The sequence below is a fragment of the Streptosporangium sp. NPDC023825 genome (assembly GCF_040639575.1).
Lineage (GTDB): Bacteria > Actinomycetota > Actinomycetes > Streptosporangiales > Streptosporangiaceae > Streptosporangium.
The window spans coordinates 38,989-51,350 of the sequence record NZ_JBFAAE010000066.1; the positions used below are offsets into that span (position 1 = coordinate 38,989).

A 12,362-nucleotide genomic window follows, 5' to 3' on the forward strand; every position below is an offset into this window, starting at 1 on the left:
CGACCGCTTTCGCCCTCGGGGCCGGGGCCGGCCCACCTCGCGGATCTCGGCGGTGGCCCGGCCCCGGGTCTCACGGTTCGGGGGACAGGCGGTCGGCGGCGTGTTCGATGGCGGTGCTCACCCGGTCGGCCAGCAGGCCGACCGCGCCGACCGCGCGGGTCATCGGGTCGTCCTCCGCGCCGCCGAGGGCCTGGGAGCGAAGATAGGCGGCCTTCACCTCGGCCCACCGCTCGGCCTGTCCGGGGGTCATGGTGCCGCGCAGCTCGGCCAGCTTGAGCAGGTTGGCCTCCGCGCCCGAGGTGAGGGTCTGGGCCTCGCCGAGGTAGTGGTCGTCGATCACGGCCTCCAGCTCGGCGTCGTTCATCACCGGGACGACCCGGGCCGCGAGCTTGTTCATGTTCCGGTACGAACCCTGGAGCTGGAACGGCGGCTCGGTCCGCGACGCGTCCGCCTGGGCGGCCGAGGCGATGTACGCCTGGTTGTTGGCCAGCACCACCCGCTGGATCCGCAGCAGCTTGCGCAGCACCGCGAGGACCTGTTCCAGCTCCACCGAGGAGTACGGGTGGGAGAGCTGGTCGGCCCGGACCCCCGAGTCGCCGCGCGCCAGCCGTACCAGGATGCGGATGTCGCCCCGGTCGCGGGTGGAGAGCGGCGACAGGACCGGGTTGGAGGTGAGCGCGTTGTCGATGTAGCTCAGCGCGAACAGCTCGTCGCGCCCCGACAGCACGTCGCCCAGGTTCCACACGTCGGCGCGGTTGGCGAGCATGTCGGGGATGCGGAAGCGCCTTCCCGCCTCGGTGTACGGGTTGCCCGCCATGCAGACCGCGAAGCGCTTGCCCCGCAGGTCGTAGGTGCGGGTCCTCCCCTCCCAGACGCCCTCCATCCGGCGCTGGCCGTCGCACAGGGAGATGAACTTCTGCAGCAGCTCGGGGGAGGTGTGCTGGATGTCGTCCAGGTAGAGCAGGACGTTGTTGCCCATCTCCAGCGCGAAGGAGATCTTCTCGATCTCCTGCCGCGCCGTGGCGTCGGGCGCCTGCGCCGGGTCCACCGAGGTCACCAGGTGGCCCAGGGCCGGGCCGTTGACCTTGACGAAGATCAGCCCGAGCCGGTTGGCCACGTACTCCATGAGGGTGGTCTTGCCGTAGCCCGGCGGGGAGATGAGCAGCAGCATGCCCATCTGGTCGGTCCGCTTGGCGTCTCCCGCCGCGCCGAGCTGTTTGGCCAGGTTGTCGCCGATCAGCGGCAGGTAGACCTCGTCGAGCAGCTGGTTGCGGACGAAGGCGGTCATCACCTTCGGCCGGAACTCCTCCAGCCTCAGCCGCTCGCGCTCGGCCGCGACCAGCTCGTTGCGCCGCCGCTGGTAGGCGCGGTAGGCGGGGACGCGGTGGTCGCGGAAGTGCCGGGTCCTGGCGAAGAACTCGTCCAGGCGCAGCTCCATCGCGCGCCCGGCGACGCGGGGATGCGCGCCGAGCAGCCCCTCGACCGTGGTGGTCAGCGCCGCCGAGGAGTCGTGCCGCGGCACCTCGCACAGCAGTACGGCCACCGCCTCCACCAGCTCCGCCGACCCGGCCCCCGTACCCGTGCCCGGTTTTTGGCCGGAGCGCGGAGCCGAGACGTCGAAGGCGGAGAGCCACGCCTCGGCCAGGCGGTGGCGCGCGGCGAGGTCGTCGCCGAGCGCCCGCAGGTCGTCCTCGAACTCCCCGCGCGCGGGCCCCAGCGCCCGGTCGAACCGGTCGAGCAGCGACCGCGCCCCCGCGCTCGTCACGAACCCGAACGGCTTGCCCGGCAGCTCCTCGAAGAGATACTCCCCGGCCAGCTCGAAGACGCCCGCGTCCCCCGCGTCCCCCGTGTCGCCGTGCAGACCCCGGTTGAAGGACGCGATCGCGGAGCCGAGGGCGGCGCGGGTCTCCTCCACCGCCTCCACCCTGCCGAACAGGGTCCGCGCCCGCACGAGCGACGTCGCCCGGGTGGTCCACGCCGCCCGGGCGGCCTCGTCGGTGCCGAAGGCCCAGAAGAGCTGGGCGGCGGCCCTCGCGGCGGGCGGGTAGCGCAGCAGCCCCGCGCCCGCGTGCAGGCGGAGCGCGGCCTGGAGGATCGCGGTGGCGTCGTGGTCGTGGACGCCCCGCTCGTAGCCCTCGTCGTACCGGGTCTCCGCCACCCGGCGGACGATCTCCAGCAGCTCCCCGCCGGACACCGCGGCCTCGTGCAGCGCGTCCAGGGAGACCGGGGCCCCGCCGGTGTCGGGGGACAGCGGCGTTCCGGCCTCGGCGGCGGCCAGGATCGAGGCGGCCAGGTGCTCGCCCCGGTAGACCTCCGGCGACTCCGAGACCGTCAGCTGGTTCCAGAACGGCCGGGTGTCCTCGAAGGCCGCGTCGCGCACCGGGGAGCGGTAGTCGGTCCCGGTGACGGCGAACGCCATCCGGTCCTCGTACGGGACCAGGGTGAGGTCGGCCGGCTGGGTGTTGACCGCGAACAGGTGACGGCCGAGCCGGATCGTCTCCCCGCCGTCGGTGTAGAGGTCGAGCCGGTCGCGCAGGGCGCGGCCCGCCTCCTGGCGGGCGGACTTGATGCGGCCCTCGAGCTCCTCCGCGCGGACCTGGTCGCCCAGCGCGCGAAGCTCCCCGGCCACGCCCCTCAGCTTGAGCACCATCGGGTCGGACCCGAAGTAGGTGTTGACCTCGTCCAGCGACGCCAGCCCGGCCACCCGCCGCCGCACGCTCGACAGGATCCGCGTGGCGGAGTCGGCCAGCCGGTCGGCGCGGCGGGCCCGCTCGTCGAGCAGCGCCTGGCGGCGCGAGGAGAACGCCTCGTAGACGTCCTCCCGCTTGGCGGCCAGCTGCCCCAGGAAGTCGTCGAACTCGGCGAAGCGCGACTCCAGGTTCTCCAGCTGGAGCATCAGGCGGCCCAGCTGCTCGTCGCAGCGCTCGGGGGTGTCGGACATCGCCAGCGCCCCGGTGATCGCCTGCCCCAGCAGGGCGTACTCGGCCGCGAAGGCCGCCCGCCCCTCACCGGCCAGCAGCTCCCCGCGCCGGGCCTCCAGCGTGGCGCGGGCGCGGTTGACCCCGCCGAGCACCTCGCCGACCCGTTCCAGGATGGCGGTCCGCACGGTCGCGTCGGCGATGTCGAGCGTGCCGACCACCTCGACCACGATCTCCAGGCCCCGGGCCTGCCGCTCCAGCCGCTCGCCGATCGGCCCGGCCTCGGCCACGGTCGCGATGGCGCCCGCGTCGGAGACCAGCTGCCCGACCTCCGCGTGGTACCCGGCGAAGGCGTCGTCGCCCCGCAGGAATCCCGCCGCGCGCTGCGCGGTGCTGTCCAGCTCGGCCGCCAGTTCCGCGTCGAGGGCGTCGATCCTGGCGGTGTCGACGTGGCGCAGCTCGCGCAGGGTCACCAGGTGTCCCTGCGACCGCCGCAGCTCCGACAGCCTGTCGACCCAGCCCTGCGCGGACCCGGGCGCCTCGCCGCGCGCGTGCCGTACGAGCGCGGCGACCTCGGCGGCGGCGCTCTCCAGCGCCTCGGCGGCCTGCCGGGTGAGCGACTGGACCTTCTCGAACTCGTCCAGCACCTGCTCGGCGGTGGCCCGCAGGTCGGCGAGCGGGCCGCGCAGCCGGTGCTCGCCCAGCCAGTGGTAGTGGTCGAAGACCCGGGCGCAGGAGGCGATCAGCGCCTCGAAGACCGGGACGGACGGCGCCATCTCCTCGACCATCCGCGCCACCGACAGGCAGTCGGAGATGCCCCGCACCAGCTCCGCGTTGCCGATCCGCTCCAGCGGACCGGTGCCGACCGGACGCCCGGCGGCGTAGAGGTCCGACTGGTAGGCCGTCTGCCAGACCTGCATGGGGTGGACGCGGGTGGGCTCGTCGGAGGTGGCCCTGAAGACGACCAGCGTGCCGTCGTCGAACAGCGAGTACCCGTGGCAGGACAGCGGTGTCTCCACCTGCTTGCGGATCACGTTGTACGGCAGCAGCAGCGACCGCCCCTCGGCGCGGGCGTGGAAGACGTACAGCACGTCCTCGCCGTTGGGGGAGCGGATGACCCGCTCGAACTCCAGCTCGGACACGTCGGTGTCGAACGTCTTGCTGACCCCGGTGGACAGGTAGTAGCCGCCGGGGAAGATGATCCCCTGGTCCTCGGGCAGGCGCTGGCAGGCCTGCCCGATGCCGTCGAGGCGGACCACCCCCTTGGTCCGGGTGTTGAACACCAGGTGCCGCCACTCGGGCTCCTTGTACGGCCGCACCCGCAGCAGGATCAGCGGGCCGATCCTGGCGTGGTGGACCTCCGCGTCGGCGAGGCTCTGCAGCGGCTCCGCGACGGGCTCGCGGTAGACGCCCTCCCCGGTCTCGGTGTTGTTCTCGATCTTGATGGTGAGGTCGCCGCCGACGGTCTCGACGAACACCTCGCCCTCGATCGAGATGTGCGGGTGGCGGCCCGTCACGTGGTCGTCGCGGGTGGCCGGGATCCACTCGAAGTCGTGCGAGGGCGGGAACGTGTGGTCGCGCTCCCCCCGGTCGTCGATGTAGGAGAGCGTGCCGTCCGCCCCGACCTGCCAGCGCAGCACGCGGGTGTCCTGCGGGCCGGTCTGGAAGACGGCCAGCATCTTGCCCTCGACGCGGCGCAGCTGGAGCAGCCGGGTCTCCCGGTAGTACCGGTAGAGCTCGGCGAAGTCCCGCTCGAAGCGCGGGTCGCGGAACATCGGCGCGGGGTCGAACCGGAACGCGTTCCCGCCGTCCCCGCCGTCCCCGCCGTTCCTGACGAACGTGTGCACGGAGAAGACGTCCTCGACGGTCGTCTCCGGCTTCATCCCGATGAACACGTTGTAGCCGAAGAGCATGAGCCCGCCGACCGACACGATGTCGCGCGGCACGCAGTTGTTCTCGGTGCGTATCCGCTCGGTGCCGACCAGGCGCAGCTCGGCCCCGCCGAACACCGCCAGGCGTTCGGCGTTGAGGGCGTCGGACTGCCGGGCCAGCTCGGCGGCCTGCTCGGCCAGCCGGGCGCGGAGCACCTCGTAGGTGCCCGCGTCCAGCCCCGCCCCCTCGCCGGGGGCGCCGGTGACGGCCTCCGCCGTGGAGGACGTCACTGCTTGGCGGAACCGGCGGCGTTACCGGCGGAGTTGCCCGTGGAGTTGCCGGAGCCGGCGGCGCCGAGCGCGGCGACGGGGACCTCGGTCGTGGTGGCCGCCTGGGCCTCGCCCAGCAGGCCGCGCAACCGGTCCGCGTCGGGACCGCCTTCCTTGATCATTTTCATCAGCAGCGCGGACAGCGAGAGGTTCCGCACGTCGGCGGTGTCGATCGAGCCGAGGACCCTGCCCAGGTCGGCGGGGAGGCTCGCCGAACCGTCCAGGTAAGGCCCGGCCAGGGTGCGGGCGACGTCGGAGTTCTCCACGAAGCCGTCCACGGCCTTGCCCATGCTGATCGAGCCCATCAGCCGGTCGAAGAACACGGTGTCGCCGCCGACGATGTCGATGTTGGCCTTGGACAGCCCGGCCGACACCACGGAGGCCTGCGCCTCGGCGATCTTGAGCTGGACGTTCACCCCGGCTAGGCGGATCTCCTTCTCGGCCTCCAGCCGCAGGCGGTACTCCTCGTGGGCACGGGTCGCGTCGGTGAGCGCGGCCATCGCCGCGGCCTTCTCGGTGAGACCCTCGGCCTCGGCCTTGAGCTTCTCGCCGACCGTCGCGGCGGCGGCCAGCGCCATGGCCTGCTCGCCCTCGGCCTCGGCCTTGAGCTTCTCGCGCACCGCGGTGGCCGCGGCGTGGGCCCTGGCCTGCTCGCCCTCGGCGACCGCCAGCGCCTTCTCCCGCTCGACGGCGGCCTCGGCGCGGCCGACCTTCTCGATCGCCGCGGCGTCCCGCTCGCGTACCTGCACCTCGGCCAGGCCGACGGCAGCCATCTCGGCCTGCACGCCCTCGGCCATGCGGATCTTGGCGCGGGCGTCGAGCTCGGCCGCCTGCTGCCGGGACTCGGCCAGCACCAGCGCCTCGCGCGCCCGGTGCTTGGACGCGGCCTCGGAGGCCTCGGCCGCCTTGATGTCCTTGACCAGGCTCTCCTGCGCCTCGGCCTCGGCCTGGATGATCACGGCCTGGCGGGTCCGCTCGGCCTCCTCGACCACGCGCAGGCGCTTGATGCTCTCCTCCTGCTCGGCGACCGTCTTCTCCACCACGATCCGCTCGCGGATCACCTCGGCGATGGAGCGCTTCTCGCCCTCCAGCTCCTTGTCCTTGGAGATGCGCGACAGCTCGGTCTCGCGCTCGCGGGCGATGACCTCCAGCAGGCGGTCCTTCTCGATCCGCTCGGTCTCGATGGCGAGGACCCGCTCGCGGTTCTTCGCCGCCACCGCGATCTCGCGGGCCTGGTTCTCCTGCTGGACGCCGAGCTGCTCGTCGGTACGCAGGTGCGCGGCGTGCGCCTTGAGCCGCTCCTCGGCCTGGACCTTGGCGGTCTCGGCCTCCTCGCGGGCGCGCATGGTCTCGACCTCGCGCTTCTGCTTGGTCTCCGCGTCGGCCTGGCGGCGCTCCAGCTCCAGGATGGCCTCCCGCGCGTCCACGTTCTGGCGGGTGATCTCCTTCTCCTCGCGCCGCTGGAACTCGTTGGTCCGCACGTGCTCGATGGCGGTCAGCTCGGTGATCTTCCTGATGCCCTGCGCGTCGAGGATGTTGTTCTTGTCCAGGGACAGCAGCGAGGTCTGCTCGAGGTAGTCGATGGCCGCGTCCTCGAGGCTGTAGCCGTTGAGGTCGGTGCCGATGACCTGGATGATCTGGTCGCGGAACTGGTCGCGCTGGGTGTAGAGGTCCACGAAGTCGAGCTGCTTGCCGACCGTCTTGAGCGCCTCGGAGAACTTGGCGTTGAACAGCTCCTGCAGCGTCTCCTGGTCGCTCGCCCGCGCGGTGCCGATGGCCTGGGCGACCTTCACCACGTCCTCGACGGTCTTGTTGACCCGGACGAAGAAGGTGATGCGGATGTCGGCGCGGATGTTGTCGCGGCAGATCAGGCCCTCACGGCCGGTACGCGCGATCTCGATGGTCTTCACCGAGATGTCCATCAGCTCGGCCTTGTTGAAGACGGGCAGCACGACGGCCCCGGTGAAGGTGACGTCGACCTTGTTGATCTTCGAGATGATCAGGGCCTTGCCCTGCTCCACCTTGTGGAACAGCCGGCTGATCATGAAGAGCACGGCGATGACGACGAGGAGGACGACGGCGAGGAGAATGCCGAGCCCGGTGGAGATGACGTCCAATGTTGTCCCTCTGTTAAATAGGACGATCAGGGTCGAGTTCCGCGTCGTACGGCATCACCCAGAAGAATTCGCCGGGGGAGTCATAGGCGAATATCAGGGCGACGCTGCCGGCTGCGAAAACCTCGTCGCCGGTCTGCCGTACTTGAACGAGAGCGGAGGAGCCGTCGGCGGACGTGACCTCGGCCTGGCCGAAGGTGCGGCCGACGCGGCTCGTGCGGACGACGCACACGCGGCCCACGAAGTCGGCGCGGGAGGGGACGCGCTCCTTCGGGACGAGGCGCCGGAGTGACAGGACGACGAGGCGCGTACACGCCCAGGCGCAGACCAGCGCCGCGACCAGTACCGCGACCAGGGCGGGGGTGCTGGTGAACAGCGTGCCGCCCACGAGGCTCGCGAACCACGCGACGACGACCAGCAGCGAGACGGCCACCGCGGCGGGGACCCCGCCGAGTCCCAGACCGCTCAGGAGGCCACCGGCCCCCGTCGCCTCGGACCCGTCGCCGTCGCCGCCGTCGAACCCGAAGACCCCGGACACGACGAGCACCCAGTACGCGACGATCACCAGGAGCAGGAACGTGAACAGGACGGTCGGAAAAGACAGCGCGGCATCGACGAACTGGCCCATTGGCGTGTGAGATCCCCCTGCCGGCATACCGGAACGTGCTCCCCCGAGCACGTGTAGGTGACTATATACAGATAAAGATCTGTTAAAGGGAATAGTTCCCAAAACGGAAAGATATTCGCATGGATTTCTCGCCCGCGGGGGCCGTCGACGCGCGAGGCTCACCCGGCCACCACCCGAGGCGGGGAGGCGGGGCGGCGGGGAGCGGCGGGGCACGGAAAAGCCGGGTCACGGAGAACCGGGGCGTGAAGAACCGGGGCATGGAGAACGGGCGCATGGGGAAGCCGAGGAGCGGGAGCGGGGCTCCGCGTCCTCGGCCCTGTCCCGGAGAGCCGTCCCGGGAGGTCAGGCGGGGCGGGTGATCATGTAGGCGAGACCGACGAGAATCACGACGGGAATGAGCCACACGATCGCCTCGATGGCGAACTCCTTGTACATGAGGAACATCCTCCGGAGCGGTGATCGGCGAGGAGCGCTGATTCCCGACGATAGCCGCTGTCTCCGGCGGCGACCAGAACCCGGCGCGCACCGGGTCGCCCGCGACGGGAGACCGGTCCTTCACAGGGGCCGGTCCCTCACAGAGGGCGGTTCCCGCGAGGAGCCCCGGTCCCGCGAGGGGGTGGCCGTTACGAGGGGCGGCCGTTACGAGGGGGCGGCCGAGCCGACCACCACCGGGGAGTCCGAGAGTTCCCCCTCGACCACGTCGGCGACCACGCAGGTGATGTTGTCGGGACCTCCCGCGTCACAGGCGAGCGCGATCAGCTGACGCGTCACCTCGTCGAGGTCGTCGACCTCGGCGAGCACCTGACGGAGCCGTTCGGCGTCGACCACCCCGGACAGCCCGTCGGAGCAGAGCAGGTAGCGGTCGCCGAGCTCGGCGTCCCGGAGGGAGAGGTCGAGCTCGAGGTTGTCGCCGCCGTCGAGGACCTGCAGCAGGATCGACCGGTGCGGGTGGCGGGCGGCCTCCTCGGCGGTGATCCGGCCGTCGTCCATCAGCGTCTGGACCAGGGTGTGGTCGTAGGTGATCTGGTACAGGTCGCCGTTGCGCAGGAGGTAGGCGCGGGAGTCGCCGATGTGGGCGAGGGCGACACGGGAGCCGTTCCAGAGCATCAGGGTCAGGGTGGTGCCCATGCCGGTGAGCGACGGGTCCTCCTCGACCAGCTCGCGCAGGCGCTGGTTGGCCTTGCGGACCCCCGCCTCGGCGGCGGCGGCGAGGTCGCCGGGGCACTCCTGGTCCAGGGACGCGACGGTGGCGATCGCCGCCGAGCTGGCGACCTCCCCGCCCACGTGGCCACCCATCCCGTCGGCGACGGCGAGAAGCCGGGCGCCCGCGTAGGCGGCGTCCTCGTTGCCTTGCCGGATCCGGCCGACGTCGGAACCTGCCGTATAGCGCAGCGTGATCATCTGCACATCACTAGATCGTCGAGTTGCACGAGCTGAGCCGCTTTCGGACAGTTGGGATGGGCATAGGGCGAACCGAGATGTTCCACGATCCACTTAACACCATGGTGGCGCAAGCGGCCTGGGGAAGTGTTGCCACATCTGTTGACACCTGTGGTGGCGCGTAAGCTGGTTTCGGTGCCACCCGACCGCCCCTTCAGTGCCCCCCGCACTGTGCCCGAAGTACCCCACCTTACGCATCGCTAGGAGATCAGTAATGGCCGCGATCCTTCAGGAGGCGGCTCGTCGCCGCACGTTCGCGGTGATCAGCCACCCCGACGCGGGTAAGTCGACCATGACCGAGGCGCTGGCGCTGCACGCCTCCGCGATCAGCCAGGCGGGCGCGGTGCACGGCAAGTCCGGGCGGCGCGGGGTCACCTCCGACTGGATGGAGATGGAGAAGGCCAGGGGCATCTCCATCACCTCCGCCGCGCTCCGGTTCGAGTACCGCGGCCACATGTTCAACCTGGTCGACACCCCCGGCCACGCCGACTTCTCCGAGGACACCTACCGGGTGCTGGCCGCCGTCGACTGCGCGGTCATGCTGCTCGACGCGGCCAAGGGCATGGAGCCGCAGACCCTGAAGCTGTTCGAGGTCTGCCGGCACCGCCGCATCCCGGTGATCACGTTCGTCAACAAGTGGGACCGTCCGGGGCGCGAGGCACTGGAGCTGCTGGACGAGATCGAGGAGCGCACCGGCCTGAAGCCCACGCCGATCACCTGGCCGATCGGCACCGGCGGCTTCTTCCACGGGGTGGCCGACCGCGCCGCCGACCGGATCGTCCGCTACACCCGCACCCCCGGCGGCGCCACCAAGGCCATCGAGACCGACCTGAGCGCCGAGCAGGCCCTGGCGGAGCTGGGCGGCGACTGGGAGCGGGCCAAGGACGAGATCGACCTGCTCTCCGCGATCGGCGCCGACCACGACCAGAAGACCTTCGAGGCGCACGAGTCGACCCCGGTGCTGTTCGGAGCCGCGCTGTCCAACTTCGGCGTCGGCCGCCTGCTGGACGCCATGGTCGACATCGCCCCCGCCCCCACGCCCCGCCCGGACGTCGCCGACGACCCGCGCCCGCTGGAGGAGCCGTTCTCCGGCCTGGTCTTCAAGGTGCAGGCCAACATGGACCCCTCGCACCGCGACCGCATCGCCTTCGTCCGGGTCTGCTCGGGCAGGTTCGAGCGCGGCATGGTGCTCGTCCACGCGGCCACCGCCCGCCCGTTCGCGACCAAGTACGCCCAGTCGGTCTTCGGCCAGGAACGCGCCACGATCGACGAGGCGTACCCCGGCGACGTCGTCGGCCTGGTCAACGCCAGCGCCCTGCGTCCCGGAGACACGCTCTACGACGGCCCTCCCGTCGAGTTCCCGAGGATCCCGAGCTTCGCCCCCGAGCACTTCTCCACCGCCAGGGTCCGCGACTCCAGCCGGTCCAAGCAGTTCCGCAAGGGGATCGAGCAACTCGACGCCGAAGGCGTGGTCCAGGTGCTCCGCTCCGACGTCCGCGGCGACCAGTCGCCGGTGCTCGCGGCGGTGGGCCCGATGCAGTTCGACGTGGTCAAGCACCGGATGGCCGCCGAGTTCAACACCGAGATCCTGATGGACCGGCTCGACTTCGGCATCGCCAGGCTCACCGACGCCGAGTCGGCGCCGCTCCTGGCCCGCCAGCGCGGGGTGGAGGTCTTCACCCGCTCGCTCGACGGTGCCCTGCTGGCGCTGTTCACCGACGAGTGGCGCATGCGCGGCGTGATGCGCGACAATCCCGACCTGGTGCTGAACGCCCTGCTCGCCGACACGCGCGGCTGACAGGGCGCGTGAGGCTCGTGTGAGGTGAACCGGGTCGTGTGAGGTGAGCCGGGTCGGATGAGGTGAGCCGGGTCACGTGACGTGAGACGGGGAGGTCCGGGTACCGGGGGCCTCCCCGTCAGGCTTTCGTGGTGAGATATGTCGTTATGAGCGCGATTAAGTGGGGAATTCTGGCGACCGGCGGCATCGCCGCGTCCTTCACCGAGGACCTGAAGCTCCTGCCGGACGCCGAGGTGGCCGCGGTGGGATCGCGGTCGAAGGAGTCCGCGCGGGCCTTCGCCGACCGGCACGCCATCCCGCGGGCCCACGGAAGCTGGGCGGAGCTGGCCGCCGACCCCGACGTGGACATCGTCTACGTCGCCAACACCCAGAACGCCCACTACGACGCCGTACGGACCTGCCTCGAAGGAGGCAAGGCCGTACTGTGCGAGAAGGCGTTCACCCTCAACCGGGCCGAGGCCGCCAAGCTGGTCGACCTCGCGCGGGAGCGGGGCCTGTTCCTGATGGAGGCCATGTGGACGCGCTGCATCCCGGCCGTCCGCAAGATCATGGAGCTGGTCGAGGGCGGCGCCGTCGGCTCGGTCCAGACCATCCACGCCGACTTCGGGTTCTCCGTCTCCGTCCCGCCCGAGCACCGGCTCCGCAACCCGGCGCTGGGCGGCGGCGCCCTGCTCGACGTGGGCGTCTACCCGATCTCCTTCGCCCACATGGTGCTCGGCGCTCCCGCCGGGGTGCGATCCTGGGCGCGGCTGACCCCCGAAGGAGTGGACGAGAACACCGGAGTGCTGCTCGGCTACGACAGCGGGGCGGTCGCCCTGCTGTCCTGCGGCATCACCACGCACAGCCCGGTCGCCGCGTCCGTCTCCGGCACGCTGGGCCGGATCGAGCTGCCCGGCCCGTTCTTCCGCCCCGACACCTTCACCCTGCACCCGACGGAGGGCGAGCCGGAGACCTTCCACGTTCCGTACGAGGGGAAGGGCATGCTGCACGAGGCGAACGAGGCCATGCGCTGCCTGCGCGAGGGCCTGCTGGAGAGCCCGCTGATGCCCTGGCAGGCGACTCTCGACGTGATGGGCATCATGGACGAGGTCCGCTCGCAGGTGGGTGTCCGTTTTCCCGGTGAATGATCTGGGTGTGTGAGATGTTTCCCTTCCCGCGCACCTGGGGCGTTTCCCTTCCCGCGTGCTTTGGGGGTTTCCGGGTGTGCGGGTGGGGCGTTTTCCGGGTGTGCTCGGTGTGGTTGTTCTTGGTGCTCGCTGCGGT

The 12,362-nt window shown here is 71.1% G+C and carries 6 protein-coding genes; 2 read left to right on the forward strand and 4 right to left on the reverse strand.

The window, feature by feature from the left end:
• Window positions 1-70: 70 nt before the first annotated feature.
• From AB0G15_RS36520 to AB0G15_RS36535, 4 genes are all read right to left on the reverse strand, one after another.
• Complete coding sequence (locus AB0G15_RS36520) at window positions 71-5,080, reverse strand: DNA repair ATPase (protein WP_362849121.1); 5,010 nt, start codon at window positions 5,078-5,080, stop codon at window positions 71-73.
• Entirely contained in the window at window positions 5,077-7,236 is a 2,160-nt protein-coding gene (locus AB0G15_RS36525) for a flotillin family protein (protein WP_362849124.1), read from the reverse strand. The genes AB0G15_RS36520 and AB0G15_RS36525 overlap by 4 nt, the downstream gene beginning before the upstream one ends.
• A 13-nt stretch (window positions 7,237-7,249) precedes the next feature.
• Window positions 7,250-7,861: a hypothetical protein gene (locus AB0G15_RS36530; protein WP_362679744.1), complete on the reverse strand. Its 612-nt coding sequence runs from the start codon at window positions 7,859-7,861 to the stop codon at window positions 7,250-7,252.
• Window positions 7,862-8,500: 639 nt separating this feature from the next.
• Window positions 8,501-9,262: a protein phosphatase 2C domain-containing protein gene (locus tag AB0G15_RS36535; protein ID WP_362849135.1), complete on the reverse strand. Its 762-nt coding sequence runs from the start codon at window positions 9,260-9,262 to the stop codon at window positions 8,501-8,503.
• Between the two features lie 253 nt (window positions 9,263-9,515).
• Here AB0G15_RS36535 and AB0G15_RS36540 point away from each other — a divergent pair, with 253 nt between their 5' ends.
• Entirely contained in the window at window positions 9,516-11,099 is a 1,584-nt protein-coding gene (locus tag AB0G15_RS36540; protein ID WP_362679747.1) for a peptide chain release factor 3, read from the forward strand.
• A 131-nt stretch (window positions 11,100-11,230) separates the two neighbouring features.
• On the forward strand, window positions 11,231-12,226 hold the full coding sequence (locus tag AB0G15_RS36545; protein ID WP_362849126.1) for a Gfo/Idh/MocA family oxidoreductase: 996 nt from the start codon (window positions 11,231-11,233) through the stop codon (window positions 12,224-12,226).
• Window positions 12,227-12,362 lie beyond the last annotated feature (136 nt).

What these genes read in the sequence shown, in the direction of transcription:
- AB0G15_RS36540 (WP_362679747.1), top strand. Translation starts at nt 9,516, where the DNA reads ATGGCCGCGATCCTTCAGGAGGCGGCTCGTCGCCGCACGTTCGCGGTG.
- AB0G15_RS36535 (WP_362849135.1), bottom strand. Translation starts at nt 9,262, where the DNA reads ATGATCACGCTGCGCTATACGGCAGGTTCCGACGTCGGCCGGATCCGG.
- AB0G15_RS36530 (WP_362679744.1), bottom strand. Translation starts at nt 7,861, where the DNA reads ATGGGCCAGTTCGTCGATGCCGCGCTGTCTTTTCCGACCGTCCTGTTC.